The organism is Methyloprofundus sedimenti (genome assembly GCF_002072955.1).
In the GTDB taxonomy this organism is placed as follows: Bacteria; Pseudomonadota; Gammaproteobacteria; order Methylococcales; family Methylomonadaceae; genus Methyloprofundus; species Methyloprofundus sedimenti.
The window spans coordinates 2,296,585-2,315,852 of record NZ_LPUF01000001.1 but is presented as its reverse complement, the minus strand read 5'-3'; the positions used below and the strand labels follow the sequence as shown (position 1 = coordinate 2,315,852).

Annotated in this window: 18 protein-coding genes; 3 read left to right on the top strand and 15 right to left on the bottom strand. The window is 42.4% G+C overall.

Going from position 1 to position 19,268, the window contains the following annotated elements; translation table 11 throughout:
- Positions 1-59: 59 nt before the first annotated feature.
- From pyrF to AU255_RS10220, 14 genes are all read right to left on the bottom strand, one after another.
- Positions 60-788, bottom strand: a complete 729-nt coding sequence (pyrF, locus tag AU255_RS10285; protein ID WP_080522781.1) for an orotidine-5'-phosphate decarboxylase — start codon at positions 786-788, stop codon at positions 60-62.
- 202 nt (positions 789-990) lie between these two features.
- Positions 991-2,109, bottom strand: a complete 1,119-nt coding sequence (locus tag AU255_RS10280; protein WP_080522780.1) for an aminotransferase class V-fold PLP-dependent enzyme — start codon at positions 2,107-2,109, stop codon at positions 991-993.
- Positions 2,110-2,148: 39 nt separating this feature from the next.
- The gene (locus AU255_RS10275; protein ID WP_080522779.1) at positions 2,149-2,943 is read right to left on the bottom strand and encodes an NYN domain-containing protein; all 795 of its coding nucleotides are present in this window, start codon (positions 2,941-2,943) and stop codon (positions 2,149-2,151) included.
- Between the two features lie 245 nt (positions 2,944-3,188).
- On the bottom strand, positions 3,189-4,184 hold the full coding sequence (locus AU255_RS10270; protein ID WP_143735847.1) for an IS30 family transposase: 996 nt from the start codon (positions 4,182-4,184) through the stop codon (positions 3,189-3,191).
- Positions 4,185-4,233: 49 nt separating this feature from the next.
- Positions 4,234-4,770, bottom strand: coding sequence for a hypothetical protein (locus AU255_RS10265; protein WP_080522778.1), 537 nt, complete (start codon positions 4,768-4,770; stop codon positions 4,234-4,236).
- A gap of 47 nt (positions 4,771-4,817) precedes the next feature.
- Complete coding sequence (gene purL / locus AU255_RS10260; protein WP_080522777.1) at positions 4,818-8,684, bottom strand: phosphoribosylformylglycinamidine synthase; 3,867 nt, start codon at positions 8,682-8,684, stop codon at positions 4,818-4,820.
- Positions 8,685-8,835: 151 nt separating this feature from the next.
- Entirely contained in the window at positions 8,836-9,411 is a 576-nt protein-coding gene (gene bamC / locus AU255_RS10255; RefSeq protein ID WP_080522776.1) for an outer membrane protein assembly factor BamC, read from the bottom strand.
- A gap of 21 nt (positions 9,412-9,432) precedes the next feature.
- Positions 9,433-10,308: a 4-hydroxy-tetrahydrodipicolinate synthase gene (gene dapA / locus AU255_RS10250; protein WP_080522775.1), complete on the bottom strand. Its 876-nt coding sequence runs from the start codon at positions 10,306-10,308 to the stop codon at positions 9,433-9,435.
- Positions 10,309-10,403: 95 nt separating this feature from the next.
- Entirely contained in the window at positions 10,404-10,826 is a 423-nt protein-coding gene (locus AU255_RS10245) for a DUF3617 domain-containing protein (protein WP_080522774.1), read from the bottom strand.
- Positions 10,816-11,175 (bottom strand): ribosome silencing factor, encoded by a 360-nt coding sequence (gene rsfS, locus AU255_RS10240; RefSeq protein ID WP_080522773.1) that lies wholly within the window; start codon positions 11,173-11,175, stop codon positions 10,816-10,818. The genes AU255_RS10245 and rsfS overlap by 11 nt, the downstream gene beginning before the upstream one ends.
- Positions 11,176-11,199: 24 nt before the next feature.
- Positions 11,200-11,823 carry a nicotinate-nucleotide adenylyltransferase gene (gene nadD, locus AU255_RS10235; protein WP_080522772.1) on the bottom strand — a complete coding sequence of 208 codons (624 nt, stop codon included), beginning with the start codon at positions 11,821-11,823 and terminating at the stop codon, positions 11,200-11,202.
- Positions 11,824-13,080, bottom strand: coding sequence for a glutamate-5-semialdehyde dehydrogenase (locus AU255_RS10230; protein WP_080522771.1), 1,257 nt, complete (start codon positions 13,078-13,080; stop codon positions 11,824-11,826).
- 228 nt (positions 13,081-13,308) lie between these two features.
- Entirely contained in the window at positions 13,309-13,635 is a 327-nt protein-coding gene (locus AU255_RS10225; protein WP_198942585.1) for a rhodanese-like domain-containing protein, read from the bottom strand.
- Positions 13,636-13,639: 4 nt separating this feature from the next.
- Positions 13,640-14,809, bottom strand: a complete 1,170-nt coding sequence (locus AU255_RS10220) for an aminotransferase class I/II-fold pyridoxal phosphate-dependent enzyme (protein ID WP_080522770.1) — start codon at positions 14,807-14,809, stop codon at positions 13,640-13,642.
- 113 nt (positions 14,810-14,922) lie between these two features.
- Between AU255_RS10220 and dksA the strand changes: the two genes are divergently transcribed.
- Together dksA and bioA are read left to right on the top strand one after the other, a co-directional pair.
- Positions 14,923-15,357, top strand: coding sequence for an RNA polymerase-binding protein DksA (dksA, locus tag AU255_RS10215; protein ID WP_080522769.1), 435 nt, complete (start codon positions 14,923-14,925; stop codon positions 15,355-15,357).
- 120 nt (positions 15,358-15,477) lie between these two features.
- Entirely contained in the window at positions 15,478-16,767 is a 1,290-nt protein-coding gene (gene bioA, locus AU255_RS10210; protein WP_080522768.1) for an adenosylmethionine--8-amino-7-oxononanoate transaminase, read from the top strand.
- 479 nt (positions 16,768-17,246) lie between these two features.
- Here the strand turns inward: bioA and AU255_RS10205 are convergent, their stop codons facing one another.
- The gene (locus AU255_RS10205) at positions 17,247-18,119 is read right to left on the bottom strand and encodes a LysR family transcriptional regulator (protein ID WP_080522767.1); all 873 of its coding nucleotides are present in this window, start codon (positions 18,117-18,119) and stop codon (positions 17,247-17,249) included.
- 233 nt (positions 18,120-18,352) lie between these two features.
- On the opposite strand from AU255_RS10205, the gene AU255_RS10200 reads away from it, so the two are divergent.
- Complete coding sequence (locus tag AU255_RS10200) at positions 18,353-19,240, top strand: hypothetical protein (protein WP_080522766.1); 888 nt, start codon at positions 18,353-18,355, stop codon at positions 19,238-19,240.
- Positions 19,241-19,268: the final 28 nt, after the last annotated feature.

Sequence of the window (19,268 nt, the reverse complement as noted above, 5' to 3'; positions counted from 1 at the left end):
ACCCGATTTATAAACTATAACCCGACAAATGCAGCTAAAAATTCACGTCAGGTATTTATCTAGCACTTAAACTGAGACGCAATTTGTGCCTGAATTTTATCAGCCATTTGTTTTCTGTTTTCTGCATCACGAATTGGACGGCCAATCACAATATAATCTGCACCATTCTGGAAAGCCTGTTCTACAGTGACCACACGTTTTTGGTCATCTTCAACTCGATTGTCTACGGGGCGAACTCCGGGGGTAATCACTAATAATTTATGATCCAGATTTTCTCGTAGCATCGGTACTTCTAAACCGGAAGATACAATACCATCACAGCCTATAGCTAAAGCCCGTTTTGCGCGTGACAGAACCAGCTGCTGTACATCACATTGAAACCCCAGATCGTCCAGATCGCCTCGATCTAAACTGGTTAATGCCGTGACCGCCAGAACTTTTAAATCCTCTTTTTCTTTAGCTGCTGCTTGCATAATCGAATCATTGCCATGAATCGTCGCCATATCTACGCCTTTACTACTCAGTGCTTTTATAGCGCGGCCAACAGTAGCAGGTATATCAAAAAACTTTAAATCGACAAATATTTTTTTGTGTCTGGCTTTTAGCCATTCAATAAATGCGAAATAGTCTCCTGCCATAAATATTTCCATACCCACTTTATAAAAAACGACTGAATCACCCAGCTCCTCAACCAATGCCTGTGCTTCAGGTATGCTAGGGAAATCCAGAGCCATAATGAGTCTTTCGTTAGTCGGGATGGGTTTAGTAGAAATAGAGTGATGAGTCATAATTGTGAATATGTTGTCTTGTATTTGCCTGGATTAGAGGCGTTATTTTAACCTATGTTATTAAGCTGTAACTTTTTTTGTTTAAGCCCTGTGTATACTTGACTTGTAGGATGGGCAAAGGGCTTTTTCGTGCCCATCTTTTACACTGTATGAGTGATGGGCACGGGATAACGCTCCTTTGCCCATCCTACGGATGCTATTTTCAATCAGGAATTAATAGCATCGCTTTATCTAATTCTTGCGTCGAATTATAAAAATGTGCTGAAAAACGAATACCTTCGCCACGCATTGCGCATACAACATGATTTTTCTGCAGATGCGCATATAAGGCTTCTTTACTCAGTTGCTTATGCTTAAACACAACAATACCTGATTGTAATTTTGCTGTTTCATCCGTCAATAGCTGTAAATAAGGGCGTGATTTTATCGCTGCCATTAAATAGCGGGCATTGGCCAAAACCTGCTTTTCAACTGTCTCCATTCCTGTCTCTAGTAATAAGGATAAGCTGGCAGATAATGCATGAATACCCAGTGTATTAGGACTGCCACATTCAAAACGTTGTGCTGTCGGGTGGATAGACCAGGGTTTATTTTCATAATTATGAGTATTGTCCATCATATGCCAGCCATATTGAGTCAGCTTTAATTTTTCTCGAGACGCAGGGCTGGTATAAAAGACTCCCAAACCTTCGGGACCTAGCATCCATTTATGGCCATCTGCCATAACGAAATCAGCCTGGCATTTTTGTACATCAAATTGCACAGCCCCGAGACTTTGAATAGCATCTATACAGAAAAGAATATTATTTTGTTGACAGAACTGGCCAATTCTATCTATATCCAGGCGTAAACCACTGGCAAACTGGATAGAACTAATCGTTATTAATCGGGTTTGTTTATCCACTAATGCAAACAGTGCATCTTCGGGTGTTGCGGCCTGTGCTAAATCTGCTTCACGAAACTCAACACCTAGCTCGCTTAAAGATTGCCAGACGATTCGGTTAGAGGGAAATTCTTCGTTACTGGAAACAATATTATCGCCAGAGTGCCAGTCCAGACCATATGCGACAAAGGACAGGGCTTCTGAGGTATTTTTCACCAAGGCAATATCAGTGGCGTCAGGAGCGTTTAATAAGGTTTGTAACTGAACACGTAATTGCGTTTCTTTTTGCAGCCAGTCTAGATAACAAGATGAACCATAAAGGGTATTTTGTTGTGCAAATTTGCTAACGGCTGTACTCGTTCGTTTTGGCCACGGGGCAACGGCAGCATGGTTAAGATAAATAAGTTCAGCGGATAAGGGAAATTCTGGATGTCTCATAGCTGCATTTAATTTATTTATGTTTAAGTATGTGAGAGGTTACTTTGCTTTAATATATAGCTGTTTAAAGCTGGAACCCGGTGTTTCACGATGGTCTATAACGAACAGATTGGTTTTTGCCTTAACTAAATCAGAGAGTTTTTTGAAGCCAAAATTTCTTGAATCAAAATCTGGCTGTAGTTTTGTTAAGTAGCTACCGAATGTACCTAATTGAGCCCAACCTTCATCATCACTTGATTGTTCAAGAGCATCCAAAATAAACTTTTTAGGAAATGAAGGTTTGATTTTTTTAGTTACGTCACTGGCACTATCAGAGATGGTTTTAGTTTGCTGTTTATTTACACTTATCACTTTCTCTAATTCGGGGCGTAATACCTCCGTAAATATAAATTTATGGCAAGAGTTTTTAAATGCAGCAGGCGTTTTCTGCTCACCAAAGCCAAGAACAGTAAGGCCTTCTTCGCGTATACGCATGGCTAGACCAGTAAAATCACTATCACTTGTCACTAAACAGAATCCGTCAAAATTTCTCGTATATAACAAATCCATTGCATCAATAATCAATGCACTGTCGGTAGCATTTTTTCCTGTTGTGTAAGCAAACTGCTGAACAGGTTTTATGGCAAATTCCTGAAGTACTTTTTTCCATGATGCGCTGCTTGGTGATGTGAAATCACCATAAATACGTTTTACAGTAGCTTCTCCAAATCGCGCAACTTCAGCTAATAACTTTTCAATGACAGCTGCCTGGGCATTATCTGCATCAATAAGAACAGCTATTTTCATGGAAGGTTCGTCAGATTCTATTTTTGCACTGAGTCTAGGTGAAATCATGATTTTATTTTGCTTGAGTTAATATGATATTCATATTTGATCGTACTGATTTGCAGTTTAATCCATTCGTTAGCTTATTGATAGTCAAGACTTAGGATAAGGTTGTTTGAAAGTGTTGAAGGGATAAATTCTAATATTGCATTGATCTGGGATATTTATAATGTCATTATATGACTTCGCATAATGTATATTATGTTAAATTAAAGAAGTATTATTGATTTTCCTCTAACTGTATTACCGCGAATTCAAGCAATTAATGCAACACCCTGTGATTTATTTATATCAACCCCCGTTATTTGGCAAAATACTTCCCATGGAGTTCTGTAATTTAACCCTTTTCTTGGACGATGATTAAGTGCTGTAATGGCACTATCAACCTCATCTTGAGTTACCTTATCCAAAGGTTCTTTTTTAGGGAAGTATTGCCTTAATAAGCCATTGTGGTTTTCATTTAAACCTCGTTGCCACGAATGATACGGTTTGGCAAAATAAGTGCCGCAGTCAAGTGTTTTTGCAATGGCTTCATGCCCACAAAACTCACGTCCATTATCAAAGGTAATCGTGTGAACCCAACGTTTAAAAGGCTCAAGAGCATTGATAATCGCCTCTTTCGTTAATTCAGATTCTTTACGCTCAATTGAGATGGCGAAGTTGAGCTTTGAGACCCGTTCAGTCAGCGTCACCAATACGCCTTTATGTCCTTTACCGATAACAGTATCTGCTTCCCAATCACCTAAACGCGTTTTATCATCAACCACTTGTGGTCGCTCATCAATATCAACACGGCTGGGTATCGTTCCGCGATAATCATTTTTTCCATATCGCTTACGATAAGGTTTGGCTTGATGCCTCAAATAAGTATACAAATCGCCACCGGCTGCTTTGTTAGCTAAAATATAACGGTAAATAGTCTCATGACTGACGGAGTCCTTACCTTGTTGTTTTAAGCGTCCTGAAATACAGTCAGGGCTCCATTTCTCTTTGATTAAAGGCGTTATTATCTGTTGTAACTCAGCCGTCATCTTGATGTTTTTGGGCTTATCAATATGGCGTTGTTTAGCTATTCTCTCAGCTTGCTTGTAACGATAACCACACTGACCTGTATTACGCGTAATTTCACGTCCAATAGTCGATTTATGACGCCCCAATGTGATGGCTATTTGATTCTTAGAAACGCCTTGTTTTAGTTGCGTATAAATGTAAAATCTTTCCTCTTGGGTTAGATGGTTAAACGTGTTCATTGAGCACCTCTTTTTAGTTTCAGGTTTTAGTCGACGGAAACTATACCATCTAACCCTTTAAAGAGGTGTTGCAGTTATTATATGAATTCGGGTACTGCCTTTTAGCCAGATCAATATAATCTTCATAAATAATGTCAGGTTCGGCATTTAAAAACAGATTCTCATTAACTGTATCTAAACATACGGCATTTAAGGTGACTTCTTCATACAGCCAATAATACATATCGGATTCAAAGATGCTGTATCTGCAGTTGTATTTGCATTGTATCCATTGATTATTCAGAGAACCAATTCTCCTGGGAATCTGTTTCGATTGAGAGCCGTAATAGTCAATGTTATTGTCTGCAGTGACTTGAAACCGGTCAAGCCTTATCTTTCCTTCAACATCTTTAATATACTTGATGCGGCTGCCTTGAATATCATCACCATGCTGATCTATGACACAGTGCGAACCAAAAACATACAATGCAGGTGGAAAAATAAGTGGGTATCTATCAGGGATATTCGCGCGCATTTTTTTATGCGTGTCTGATCTCTGGCTCTTATCCCATTGTTTAATAATAATTTGTAAAACAAGTACACTCATTTCAATTAATTAATGCTCTTTACTAAAAAAGGGTGTAAATCAAATTATTAACCAACCCAGACGCGTGCATTTCTAAACATTCTTAACCACGCACCGTCTTCGCTCCAGTCAGCAGGCTGCCATGAATTTTGCAGGGTTCTAAAGCATCGCTCTGGATGTGGCATCATAATAGTAAAACGACCATCTGTCGTTGTTAGCCCCGTAATACCATCAGGTGAACCATTGGGGTTCATGGGAAAGCCTTCTGTCAGCTCACCATAATTATCTATATAATTCAAAGCGACTAATGCCTGTCCCTGATCATTTCCAGAAAACTCTGCCCGTCCTTCCCCGTGTGCAATGACTACTGGCATGCTTGAACCGGCCATTCCTTTGAGTAATATGGAGGGTGAATCCTGAATCTTCACCATCGCCACGCGTGCTTCAAACTGTTCTGAGTGATTGCGCATAAACTTGGGCCAATGCTCAGCGCCGGGAATGAGTTCTTTTAAGCCGGATAGCATTTGGCAGCCATTACAGACGCCCAAACCAAAAGTATCGCTACGGCGAAAAAAGTCCGAAAATTCATTTCTGGCGCGCTCATTAAATAAAATTGATTTTGCCCAGCCACCGCCGGCGCCTAAAACATCCCCATAAGAAAAGCCGCCACAGGCAACCAGACCTACAAAGTCTTTTAAACTGACTCTAGCGCTGATTATATCGGTCATATGCACATCGATACTGGTAAAACCCGCTTTATCAAAAGCCGCGGCCATTTCGATATGACCATTAACGCCCTGCTCTCTTAATATAGCAACACGTGGACGCACGGCAGCAAATGGCGCAGCTATATTTTCAGTCACATCAAAACTCAGGCTCGCTGTTAACCCCGGATCTTTATTATCGGCAATGCGCTCAAATTGTTGTTTTGCACAATCTGGATTATCGCGTAAGGCTTGCATACGATAACTGACTTCAGACCAGGTGTGTTGTAATTCAGCGCGACCAGCGGAATAGATGACGTCACCTGCATAACTAATAGTGAGTTGCTGATTTTCTTCTGTTACCCAGCCGATCAGATGCGTACAATCTGCCAGGCCTGCGGTTTCAAATACATCTAGCACTGCATCACAATCGTTTTGCCTGACCTGAACAACTGCTCCGAGCTCTTCATTAAATAAAGTGCCCAGAACATCTTCACCTAGCCGATCCAGTTCAAGCTCAGCTCCTTTGCGTCCAGCAAAAATCATTTCCGCAACCGTTGCTAATAAACCACCATCTGAACGGTCATGATAAGCCAATAGTTTATCGTCTGCGGTGAGTGCCTGAATGCTATTGAAAAATGCTTTGAATAAGGCAGTATCATCTAAATCAGGGACTTCACACCCCATTTGTTGATACACTTGCGCTAACACTGAGCCGCCTAAACGGTTTCTCCCCTGCCCTAAATCAATCAGCATTAACACACTGTCTGCATTTTTTAATTCGGGCGTCAGGGTACGGGTAATATCAGTAACCGGTGCAAATGCGGTAATAATCAATGATAGCGGTGAAGTCATCGTGGTTTCACGCTCGGCCTCATTCCATACAGTTTTCATTGATAAGGAATCCTTACCGACAGGTATGGCAATACCTAATTCAGGACAGATTTCCATACCCACTGTTCTTACAGTATCAAATAATGCCGCATCTTCACCTGGGCTTCCAGCCGCTGCCATCCAGTTTGCAGAAATTTTAACATGCTTGAGCGATTCGATTTTCGCCGCGGCTAAATTGCTGAGAGATTCGGCAATTGCCATACGACCCGAAGCAGGCGCATTGATAACGGCTAACGGGGTGCGCTCACCCATTGCCATTGCTTCGCCTGTTGTTGCATGAAAGCCTGAAGCCGTGACGGCGACATCCGCAACAGGCACTTGCCATGGACCTACCATTTGATCCCTGGCAACTAGCCCGGTTACCGAGCGATCACCGATATGAATTAAAAAACTTTTATCGGCGACCGCTGGAAACGACAATACACGCTCCACAGCATCTTTTATTGCTATCCCTGAGAAATCCAGTGCTTTATGCTCTGTTACCAGATGAGTCACATCACGATGCAATTTTGGTGATTTACCAAACAGCACCGACATAGGAAGATCAACAGGTTTGTCGCCAAATAGTTCATCCGTCAATGTTAAATGCTCTGCATCTGTTGCTTCACCGATAACGGCATACAGACAATGTTCACGCACACAAAAAGACTCAAATAATTCTAAAGCTTCCGGTTTTATTGCGACGACATAGCGCTCTTGCGCTTCATTGCACCATATCTGCATTGGTGACATGCCTTTATCATCGCTATTTACCTTGCGCAGTTCAAAGCGCCCCCCTTGCTCGCAATCATGAATAATTTCCGGTACGGCATTCGACAAACCACCTGCACCTATATCATGAATAGAAACTATGGGGGTCTCGTTACCTAAAGCATTACAATGATTAATAACTTCCTGACAACGACGTTCCATTTCAGGGTTTTCACGTTGCACAGAGGCAAAATCCAGTTCTGCTGCACTTTCACCAGAAGCTTGTGACGAGGCAGCGCTACCACCCAGGCCAATTAACATAGCCGGGCCGCCTAAAATAATAATCAGCGAGCCAGCAGGGATTTTATGTTTATTTACCAGCATAGGGCGTATATTGCCCATACCACCGGCTATCATAATTGGCTTGTGATAGCCGTGTAATTGATCGCCTCCACTGCCCTCAACCACTTGTTCAAAGCTACGAAAGTAACCGGCAATATTAGGCCGCCCAAATTCATTATTAAATGCAGCGCCACCGAGTGGCCCTTCCAGCATAATATCTAGAGCTGAAGCAATACGCTCGGGCTTACCAAATTTGGTTTCCCAAGGCTGCTCAAAGCCAGGGATTTTTAAATGTGAAACGGTAAATCCTGTTAGCCCTGCTTTGGTCGCTGAACCCCGGCCTGTTGCGCCTTCATCGCGAATTTCTCCACCTGAACCTGTCGCTGCACCAGGGTAAGGGGAGATAGCTGTTGGATGGTTGTGAGTTTCCACCTTCATTAATAAATGCGCATCTTCTTGCGTATACGAATATTCACCGCTTATCGGGTTACGAATAAATACATCGGCTAACGATCCCTGGGCAACTGAAGCGTTATCACTGTAAGCTGAAAGAATACCCTCCGGATTTTTCTCAGCGGTATTACGAATCATGCTGAATAATGATTTTGCCTGATCGATACCATCGATCGTCCAGCTAGCATTAAAAATTTTATGCCGACAATGTTCAGAGTTTGCCTGAGCAAACATCATTAACTCAACATCACTAGGATTGCGGCTCAGTGCTTTAAAACTATCGACTAAATAATCAATTTCGTCATCCGATAGAGCCAGACCTAAATCACTATTTGCCTGCACTAATGCATCACGTCCACATTCAATAATAGCAACAGTGCTTAAAGGGAGTGGCTGATGCTGGACAAATAAATCCAGTTGCTCAAGTGTATCAACAACCGTTTGCATCATCCGGTCATGTAATAAAGCATGTATGGCATGCCGTTTTGCTTGATCAATAGCGACTGCGCAGTCAAGAGTAAACTCAGTGCCTCGTTCCAGACGTCCAATACCTAAACCACAGCGCTGAGCAATTTCTGTTGCTTTACTGGACCAGGGTGAAATCGTTCCAGGTCGAGGTACAACCCAGTAAGTTATATTCCCCTTCTGTTGTCTATTTTCTGTTTCCGAGCCGTAAGCTAATAACTTGCGCAAAATCTTGTCATCTGCTGCACTGAGTTCATGTTGAACTTCTGCAAAATGTACATAAGACGCTGAAATATGGCTAATAGAAGGTTCTATTGTTTGTAAGTCAGTTAGTAATTTTTGGATTCTAAATTTTGATAATGCGGAACTACCAGGGATTTTAAGCATAGCTATGGGGCGTCAGTAATTAAATCGTAAGGGTGTAGTAAATCTATATTTTGTTCCCTCACGGGAAGTCCATTCAGGAATGCTCTGTATTTCTATATACATGCAACGCAAATGGTATTCCCCATTAACCTGTGAGGATACTCAGTTGCAATTAGTTATCAAAATCATCTTTGATGGTTGCAAATAATAAATTCAACAGTTTTATACCATCACCTTGAGATAAATTATTTCCTAGTTGATCACGCACAAATATATCAGTGCCTAACTCTGATTCTGTTAAAAAAACCTGATAAGGAAGTTCCTGGTTCGCATCGCTGCCGAAGAAAAAAACAAATTCATCCCAAAAACCTCCATCACTAACCATTTGGATTTCCGGGTCATACTGCACATAATAGGTTGCTAGTGAGCGGTTTTTATCGGTAATTTCTATTGCTCGCTCTGTTAATGCCTTACCCACTATGCGCCAGACATGCGCAAAAGGTGAATTAATACGTAAATAGGTATTATTTTCACCCTGGTCGATGTATTCAATGGATTTGCCTAAAGTAAGCGGTACGACCACTGCTTCTGATTCAGCAGCTAGTTTGTCGGCTTGCATCCCGGGAGGAATTTGTAGTGGAGGAATTTCTTTACTATTAACGTAGTCTTTTTCTTTATCTGGAAAAAACTGGCTGCAAGCTGCTACAAATGTAAAAGTAAATATAATAAAAAGTTTAATCAGTTTCATGCCGTATTATTTATGCCAGGATTAAAGGACTGATGCTTGTTGCATAGCCGAACGGACTATATCAAAACAATCTTCAGTCAGCCATGTTAAAGGAAGACGTATTCCTTTGTGTATTAAGCCCATTTCAGCAACAGCCCATTTAACGGGAATGGGGTTGGATTGTATAAACAGCTGTTTATGTAAACCCCGCAAGCTGGCATCAATACTTGTTGCGGTCTCACGATCTCCATTTATCGCTGCGGTAGCCATTTGGTGCACCAGTCGCGGAGCGACATTGCCGGAAACTGTAATCGTACCATTGCCGCCTAACAGACAAAACTCACAACTACTCGCATCATCGCCGGTATATAATGCGAAATCATCACCGCATAAATCGCGGATGGCAGACACACGGGATAAATCACCGGTAGCTTCTTTAACGCCAATAATATGATCAATTTTTGCCAGGCGACCAATTGTTTCAGGCAACATATCGCATGCTGTTCTACCGGGAACATTATACAGAATCTGTGGAATGTCTACGGCCTCTGCAATCGCTTTATAATGCAGATAGAGTCCTTCCTGCGTCGGTTTATTATAATAAGGGGTCACTAGTAAACAGGCATCAGCGCCGACCTGTTTTGCCGCCCGGGTTAAAGTAATTGCTTCACTGGTCGAATTCGCACCTGTTCCAGCTATAACAGGAATTCGCCCGGCAACATAATCAACGACGGCTTTTACTACATCCATGTGTTCATGATCATTTAACGTAGCGGATTCACCGGTGGTTCCCATTGCAACAATAGCATCGGTATCTTGCTCTATGTGAAATTCTACTAATTTTTTAAGGCTGTGCTTATCCACATCGCCGTTATCAAACATTGGGGTGACTAACGCTACTATACTACCTAAAATCATGAAGAACTCTCGGAAATTTAAAAAATAGTTTTAAAACATTATAAGTAAACAAAACAATACTGCCACGACTTACAGTTGTTTTATAGCTTCCTGATTTACTCAGGGCACACACCTATATAACGTCCTGTTATTTGTGTTTGAATGCTCATATCACCTTCTGGTGCACCCGACATGGTCATATCAAATGTCCCGGAAAAATCATTTTTGTGATACTGAATATCTCCTGCGCCTTGCATGGTCATGCCTTGCTGTTCACAGGTCATGCTCCATTTTGCCTGATTATTCTGAATATCCATTTTATTTATCTGACAATTGTTTTGCTGTAAAATATTTTCCGGATTCATGTTTTGTTTAGTAAAGCAACGCTCCATAGTGACTTCTGGCATTTTCATTGGCATTGCGGGTATATTCGCTACGGAAGTGACTTCCCATAAACCTTCTTGAATATCAGGCATTTCAGCAAAAACAGTGTTTGCAAATATAGTTAAAAGTAGTGTTACCAGGTATTTATTCATCATAGCTCAACTCTTCATTATTCATCAGATTCTCAACACTCCAGAGCTTTTCCAATTGATAAAACTCTCTTGTTTGAGCAGTCATTATATGCACAATAACATCGCCTAAATCCATTAGCACCCATTCAGAACCTTGTGCGCCTTCCACGCCTCGAGGACTAACACCTTTTTCTTTTAATGCCATCGCGACATAATTACTTAAAGCTTTAATATGTCGATCAGAAGTGCCGGTCGCGATTACCATATAATCCGTAAAACTGGTTTTACCTATCACGTCAATAGTCGTGATATTTTCTGCTTTTCGTTCATTTAGCTCATTGGTTACAATAGCTAATAATTCATCTGCTTGCATTCATTTTCCTTTGTTTAATTCTGTTCAGGCTCGATATAATCGCTTTGCCTGTATATATTCAATGACGGACTCAGGCAATAAAAAACTGATGTTTTTTTGCTCAGCAACGGCTTTTCGGATAAACGATGCTGAAATTTCTAATTGCGTCACTTGCTGGAAATAGATTTTACCACTAGGACATGATTTTAACGAATGTCTATCATCAACTTGCCTATCCAGGTAAAAATTTATCAGAGAGTCTGGCTTATAACCAGGTCGTGTCATAACCACAATATGGGCGTAATCAAACAAAGCCTGCCAACGATGCCAGGAAGTCAGACTATTAAACGCATCTGTTCCGATAAATAACAGCAATGGCATATCATCATCAATCTCTGAACGAATCGACGCGAGTGTATCGACCATATATGAAGGTCCTGCCCGTTCCAGTTCGCGCGTATCACAGCTAAATTGCGGATAATCTTTGATCGCCATTTGTAACATCTGTACGCGTGCTTCCGCACTGACTTCAGGCTCAGTCCTGTGAGCTGGTTGGGCACAGGGTAATAAGCGTAATTCATGCAGAGCAAAAATCTCGCTTACTTCCAGTGCAGTGCGCAAATGCCCGTAATGCACCGGGTTAAAAGTACCCCCGTAAATACCAATCATTTACTGACGGATATGCCCATCTCCAAGAACAATATATTTTAGGCTGGTTAAGCCCTCTAAGCCAACTGGCCCACGTGCATGCAACTTATCTGTGCTGATACCGATTTCAGCACCCAGTCCATATTCGAAACCATCCGCAAAACGAGTTGAAGCATTAATCATTACTGAGCTGGAATCAACTTCACGCAAAAAGCGACGCGCTAAAGTATAGTTTTCGGTGATAATTGATTCAGTATGACCCGAGCTAAATTCACTGATATGCATCATTGCCTCATCAATATCAGCAACGATTTTAATCGACAATATCGGCGCCAAATATTCTGTCGCCCAATCTTCTTCAGCTGCCCGAATACAATCAGGCATAATAGAACAGGTTTTCAGGCAGCCACGCAATTCTACACCGGCTGTCTTGTATTTTTTTGCTAATTCCGGCAAAACCTGCATCGCAATGGATTCTGCGACAAGCAGGGTCTCCATGGCATTACAGACACCATAACGATGCGTTTTAGCATTTACAGCAATATTAATCGCTTTTTCAATATCAGCTGTTGCATCAATATAAACATGACAAATGCCGTCTAAATGCTTAATAACCGGGATCGTGGCCTCTTTAGAAATACGTGCAATAAGACTTTTACCACCCCGCGGTACGATCACATCGACATAAGCAGACAAGGTAATCAGTTCACCAACTGCTTCTCTATCGGTGGTTGCCACTACCTGGACACTCTCTACTGGTAAGCCAGCTACAGTAAGGCCCTGCTCAATACAGCGGGCAATTGCCTGATTGGAATGAATTGATTCAGAGCCACCGCGTAAAATACAGGCATTACCTGATTTTAAACATAAAGCCGCTGCATCAACTGTCACATTTGGTCGTGATTCATAAATAATCCCGATAACACCTAAAGGAACACGCATTTGGCCAACCTGAATGCCACTAGGACGATAATTCAAATTTGATATTGCGCCAATTGGATCAGGCAAAGCTGCAACCTCTTGCAAGCCATCAATCATAGCCTGGATTCTGGCTGGTGTTAATTCCAGCCTGTCTATAAGGGCTGGATCGAGGCCTTTTTCTTTTCCTGCCTGTATATCTTTAGCGTTTTCTTTGGCCAGATAATCTGCCTGACTGGCCAGTTGTTCGGCAATCGCTAGCAATGCGGCATTTTTTTTACCCGAATCAGCACGGCTAAGCTCTCTGCCTGCAACTTTTGCTTGCTGCCCCAGGCTGATCATATAGTCTTTAATATTCATTTTTTACTCAGTGTGTTGTTCTGTTCACTTGCGTAGATAATGCATTTAGCAATTTATGGTGGCGTATTATATTCTTAATTAGCAATAATTTGATAGCCCGGTACGCAAACTGCACAAGCAGAGCAGACAATCTGCAAGTCGTTTATTGGAAATCGGAGGGTAAAAATTCAAGCTGTTACTTTTTAACTCCGACAGAAATAAGAATATTATCCAATATAAATCGTCAGCTTAATACAAAGCCATTTTAGCATCGCAGGAACGTGCCCAGGCATCTATGCCCCCGGTTAAATTAAAAATCCGGGAAAATCCTTGTTGATCAAGATAATATGCAACATTCTCACTGCGTATACCATGATGACAGATGACCACGATGGCTTGTTGTTTTTCCAGCTCATCCAGACGATCAGGAACCTGATTCATCGGAATTAATATGCTATTTTCTAAATTTGCTATTGCGTATTCGAAAGGCTCACGTACATCGAGCAACACATAAGCCTGCGGATTTTCCAGTAACTGCTGTTGTAAACTAATGGGCGACACTTGTGTTATAGCCATTTTTTTAACTCGTCTGTTTGGATGATATAAAACGCTCTAGGCGTTGCATGCCCGCGGAAATATTTTCCATTGAGCCAGTGTATGCAAAACGCAGGTACTTTTCATGTTCATTATAGCCAAAATCTTTACCTGGCGTGACAGCAAGCCCTTCAGTTTCTAATAATTGCTGTGCAAATTGCTGGCTATCATTGCTAAATTGACTGCAATCAGCATAAATATAAAATGCGCCTGCAGGTTTTACCGGAATATTAAACCCCAGGCGTAATAAATGTGCATACAAAAAATCTCTTTTAAGGGAAAAGTCCTGACGTCTCTTTTCTAACTCTGCTAGTGTTTGCTCGTCAAAAGCTGCCAAAGCTGCGTATTGTGATTGACTGCAAGTTGAAATAAAAATATTTTGTGCTAATTTTTCTGTTGCCGGGCTATATGCCTCAGGCACGATTAACCACCCTACCCGCCAGCCTGTCATACCAAAATATTTGGAAAAACTATTAATAACAAACACCTGGTCACTAAATGCCAGTGCGCTGGTAACACCCGGTTCATACTCCAGTCCATGATATATTTCATCAGAATATAGCAAGCCTTGCCTGGTATTAACAAAATGAATACATTTTTCTAATTCAGCTGCTTGAATAATAGTGCCCGTTGGATTCGAAGGCGAGGCAATTAAAATTGCACGCGTTAGCGCTTGCCAATGCTGTTGTAATAAATCTGCAGATAATTGATACGCTGTATCTGCATATACCGGCACATGCTTAACTTTAGCATCAAATAGATGAATGAAATTCTCATTGCAGGGATAGCATGGGTCAGATAATAAAACCTCATCACCCGAATTTAAACTCACGCCCAAAGCAAGCAGGAATGCACCTGTTGCACCCGGGGTGATAAATATACGTTGTATCGGCACAGTAACCCGGTAACGCTGCCAATAATAATCGGCAATTTTCTGCCTTAATTCAGGCAAACCTGCAGCCGGAGTATATTTTACATGCCCTGCTTTGATATAAGCTACCCCGGCATCAATGATCGGCTGAGGCGTTGTAAAGTCAGGTTCGCCTATTTCCATATGGATGATATCGCGCCCTTGTGCTTCTAGCTGTTTTGCTCGAGCTAATAACTCCATGACATAAAAAGGCGTAATCGCCTCCATCCTGCTTGCTACCTGCATATAAGCCTCTTTTAATAAAAATTTAATCGATAAATAATAGCAATATTTCTTGCTTAATTGTTATTATCCTGATAAAAATGCGCAGTTTTTTATAATAAACCTGGAGTTAGTGGATGACTAACAGCACGATAGCTGAAAGTACGCCTTTCAATTTTAAGCCATATGAAGAAAGTAAAGGCGAAGAATATATGAATGAAGCGCAAAAAGCACATTTTAGAGCAGTTTTAACCAACTGGAAAAATGACTTAATGCGTGAAGTGGATCGTACCGTTGACCATATGCGCGACGATGCCGCAAATTATCCTGATCCAAATGATCGCGCATCACAAGAGTCTGAATTTAGTCTTGAATTAAGAACACGAGATAGAGAAAGAAAACTGCTTAAAAAAATCAATGATGCTTTAGCTATGATCGACACAGACGACTACGGCTATTGCGAATCATGTGGTATAGAAATTGGAGTACGACGTTTAGAAGCTCGACCTACGGCAGATCAGTGTATAGATTGTAAAACACTGGATGAAATCCGTGAAAAACAGATGGGTTAAACCAATAAATGGGTGGGTAGAGCAAAGCAGTTAGAGTCACTGCCTGGCAAACCTGATCCTAAGTTGCAAATATTTAGACCGCTGACTCTTACTCAACTACTCTGAGACACCCTTTAACTCGTGCAATCACAAAACGCTCTCTTAGAGCAAGACCGGCAACATGTATGGCATCCTTACAGTGCCATACAAGCCGACACACCTATTTACCCGGTAAAATCAGCTCAAGGTGTACGCATTACGCTAATGGATGGTCGTGTCTTGATCGATGGCATGTCATCCTGGTGGAGTGCCATACATGGTTATAATCACCCGGTTTTAAACCAGGCGATTAGCACACAATTACATGATATGGCTCATATTATGTTCGGTGGCTTGACGCACCAGCCCGCTGTTGATCTGGCATTACAATTAGTAAAAATCACCCCTGAGCCCTTGCAAACAGTTTTCTTTGCTGATTCTGGTTCAGTTGCTATAGAAGTAGCCATGAAAATGGCAATTCAGTACTGGTATGCCAAAAACCAGTCTCAAAAAGCGAAGCTACTCACTATACGCCATGGCTATCACGGTGATACCTTCGGGGCCATGTCGGTTAGCGACCCAGTTAATGGGATGCATAGCTTATTTGCCAATACTCTAATTAAGCAGCTTTTTGCCGCTGCACCCAACTGTACCTTTACCCAGCCATGTACACCTGAGGATATTGCGCCACTTGAAAATCAGCTAAAAGAAAATCATGCGCAAATCGCTGCCATTATTCTTGAACCTATTGTTCAAGGCGCAGGTGGAATGCGTTTTTATTCTCCCGAATATCTACAGCAAGTGCGAGAACTATGTACCCAATATGACGTACTGTTGATTGTAGATGAAATTGCGACAGGGTTTGGTCGTACCGGCAAGTTATTTGCCTGTGAACATGCAGAAATAGCACCGGATATACTCTGCCTGGGCAAAGCCTTGACCGGCGGTTATATGACGTTGGCAGCCACTTTGGCAACTCAGGAAATCGCAGATACCATTCGCCTGGGTGAGCCTGGCTTATTTATGCATGGTCCGACTTTTATGGCTAACCCACTTGCCTGTGCCACTGCCCTGGCAAGTTTAAAGCTGTTACTGAATTCACCCTGGCAACAAACAGTTCGCACTATAGAGCAAACATTAGCGACTGGTCTGCAAGCTTGCGCGCACTACGCACATGTAAAGGACGTGCGTGTTTTAGGTGCTATCGGTGTTATTGAACTGCATCATCCAGTAGACTTAAAGACTTTACAGCCTAAATTTGTTGATGCCGGTGTCTGGGTGCGACCCTTCAATAAACTTATTTACCTAATGCCGCCTTTTATTATCTCAAGTACAGAACTTAACCAGCTGATTGATGCTGTGCTTAAAGTTGTTGCTGATATAGAGCCTTAGCTCTATAAAAAATAATTAATCATTGATATGAATTGCTATCGCCTTGGCTTCTTTGAGAAGTTGGATAATAGTTAGCAGGACTCATCCTGGAACGCCGGGTAATGCTGCGGTTTAGCTCTCATTGCTACAAAGTGGTCCCGCGTCTCGCCTACGTAGCGAAAAATTGCGTGGGGTCTATCTGCGTTGGTACCATCGTAAGCTCGGTACTGGCTTCGCATTCCTACCATAAATGATTTAACGCCGTGTCGGAATGCCGTGTATTTTTGCTCCACCCACGCTATTGCTCAGACTTCGACAAAAGATCCGGCCTTACGATCACGCAGTGAAGGGAGTGGCGAACACCACTCTTCCGCTAAAGCTTCTTCGTTTCCTGTTCGATTTCTATGAGGCGAGGGATATCACTTTTATATACCGATATCAAATTCCTAGTTCTTTCCTATATCCTGCTAATGGCCTTGTCTAATATATGCCGTGCTGATTTATCCGGTAATGGACTCGTAGCTTTTATTGCGTTCCGTCGCTGCCAGAGTACGTAGCTCATCAAGTAATTGTTGTAGCACCATGCAATCTCGATCCTGAGGAAAAACCATATAGGCCGGCAATCTGAATTGCGGGCTGTCGGGGACCGTATAAAGCGATTTATTGCGAATAAACGGCTCGGCCATGCGTATCGGTAGAAAACATGAGCCGCCATTATTCCTTATCAATTGGATCCCCAGCCAACCTATGTTGACCACTTGCGCGGAGCGTTCCAGGTTGGGATAGCTGCTGCTGTGTTGTGCATAAAATGCCGGCCCCCAATCCACATAGATATAATTATCGTCCGGCCAGGGAATGTCTGGTGTGGTGGTGACCAGTACCAGCATTTCATCAAACAAATGCTCGATCTTAAGTCCGGGGCTGTGTTGCGGCGTGTACATCAGCCCGATGTCGATGTTGCCTTCGATCAATCTGCGCATTAAATCCTCCTCAAAACCAATATCGCACCGGATGGAAACATCCGGCGACTGTTGGCGTATTTCACCGATCCAGTGTGGCAGTAATTCTTCCCACAAGGCGATGCGCGCACCTACGGTTATGCTGGCTCGAAACCGGCTGGGCAGACCGATATCATGACGTGCCTGTTCCAATGTCAGCAACAGGGATTTCGCATGGCGCAAAAATCGTTGTCCCTGCTGCGTCAGATGTGCTCCCGATCGATTGCGCACAAACAGGCGGACGCGTAAATAAGACTCTAAGCGCTGAATACGGGTACTCACTGTCGACTGCGTGACATATAGCCGATTGGCCGCTTCTTGAAAGCTACCATTTGCAGCGACGCTTAAAAAAGTTCTGATTTGTTCAATATCCATAGTTTTTTTAGTATCGCCTTTTCCGATATTAAAGTCCAATAAAAATCGTTTGTCTTATATAAGATGCTGGGTATATAGTATATTTTCAAGACGATTGGTCGTTGATTCAGACCATTAGTCAGTACAGCATGCCGGCCGACCCGCACGAATATCTTGCGCCAGGTGGCGGCTGTATTAGGGGAAAACGCTGATTAATTCGGAGTTTCCCATCACTTAATGGGGAGGTTTTTACAATGTTTAATCAATTTATGCTACCCAGCCGGACGCACGTTAAGAATTGTCTAATCTGGCTGTCAATATTGTCTGCGCTGATCGGATGTCAGTCCACCGGTGCGCTACAACAAGATCCTAAGCCAGCTATCGCTGAAATAAGATCAATTCTGGTCGTGGCAGTAGAAGCACCGCCTCTCGAAGTGACACCGGATTTGCTTACAACTCGGATGCCAGTGTACCAAGAATACGAAGACATCACATTGCCGATGGAAAAACAACAAAAAATATATCGTAATCCGGGTGGAATTCTGATTACCGGCCTGGTCGGTGAAGGTGATAGCGTGACGGTAGTGAGTTATACGCAAGTCACGAATGCACAGGCTAATGACCAATGCCGACAAGCTTTCTATAAGACGGGTGATTGGATGCCAACTCTGGCCGTGTCGGACCAGGCCATAACACAACTGAACGCAATGCACATCAAAACACCGGAGTACCCTGCCACGGTTAATTTACCGTTGTCCAGCGATGATCGTAGTAGCCCCTATCTCGATAGTTGGCGGGAGGCCATCCAGCAATGGTACGAAAAGAATGATTCCGCCATTGATATAAACCAATTGCAGGCTAGTTCTGTCGATGCGGTACTTGAAATAGGTATTGGCCATTACAAAATTTTTGAGGGACAAATTGCCTTGCAATTATTAGTCAAATTAATTGATGCCGATACAGGAAAAGTGGTTGCGCGAAACAGTCAGTCAACCCGGCTTTATGAAACCACGGCGCAAGCTTTATTGGCTTACCAGGGAGTAAAATTTAAGGCTAAGGTCAGCGAAATGGGAATGCAAATGCTGATGCAGTATTTTCAAGAGCTAGGCTTACAGGGTAAGCATAATACGGTATCTTCATGAAACACACAGATCCAAGTGACTATATAGA

Bases quoted from the DNA above. Each gene is read 5' to 3' on its own strand.
- pyrF (WP_080522781.1), bottom strand. From the start codon at position 788: ATGACTCATCACTCTATTTCTACTAAACCCATCCCGACTAACGAAAGA.
- AU255_RS10280 (WP_080522780.1), bottom strand. From the start codon at position 2,109: ATGAGACATCCAGAATTTCCCTTATCCGCTGAACTTATTTATCTTAAC.
- AU255_RS10275 (WP_080522779.1), bottom strand. From the start codon at position 2,943: ATGATTTCACCTAGACTCAGTGCAAAAATAGAATCTGACGAACCTTCC.
- AU255_RS10270 (WP_143735847.1), bottom strand. From the start codon at position 4,184: ATGAACACGTTTAACCATCTAACCCAAGAGGAAAGATTTTACATTTAT.
- AU255_RS10265 (WP_080522778.1), bottom strand. From the start codon at position 4,770: ATGAGTGTACTTGTTTTACAAATTATTATTAAACAATGGGATAAGAGC.
- purL (WP_080522777.1), bottom strand. From the start codon at position 8,684: ATGCTTAAAATCCCTGGTAGTTCCGCATTATCAAAATTTAGAATCCAA.
- bamC (WP_080522776.1), bottom strand. From the start codon at position 9,411: ATGAAACTGATTAAACTTTTTATTATATTTACTTTTACATTTGTAGCA.
- dapA (WP_080522775.1), bottom strand. From the start codon at position 10,308: ATGATTTTAGGTAGTATAGTAGCGTTAGTCACCCCAATGTTTGATAAC.
- AU255_RS10245 (WP_080522774.1), bottom strand. From the start codon at position 10,826: ATGATGAATAAATACCTGGTAACACTACTTTTAACTATATTTGCAAAC.
- rsfS (WP_080522773.1), bottom strand. From the start codon at position 11,175: ATGCAAGCAGATGAATTATTAGCTATTGTAACCAATGAGCTAAATGAA.
- nadD (WP_080522772.1), bottom strand. From the start codon at position 11,823: ATGATTGGTATTTACGGGGGTACTTTTAACCCGGTGCATTACGGGCAT.
- AU255_RS10230 (WP_080522771.1), bottom strand. From the start codon at position 13,080: ATGAATATTAAAGACTATATGATCAGCCTGGGGCAGCAAGCAAAAGTT.
- AU255_RS10225 (WP_198942585.1), bottom strand. From the start codon at position 13,635: ATGGCTATAACACAAGTGTCGCCCATTAGTTTACAACAGCAGTTACTG.
- AU255_RS10220 (WP_080522770.1), bottom strand. From the start codon at position 14,809: ATGCAGGTAGCAAGCAGGATGGAGGCGATTACGCCTTTTTATGTCATG.
- dksA (WP_080522769.1), top strand. From the start codon at position 14,923: ATGACTAACAGCACGATAGCTGAAAGTACGCCTTTCAATTTTAAGCCA.
- AU255_RS10205 (WP_080522767.1), bottom strand. From the start codon at position 18,119: ATGGATATTGAACAAATCAGAACTTTTTTAAGCGTCGCTGCAAATGGT.
- AU255_RS10200 (WP_080522766.1), top strand. From the start codon at position 18,353: ATGTTTAATCAATTTATGCTACCCAGCCGGACGCACGTTAAGAATTGT.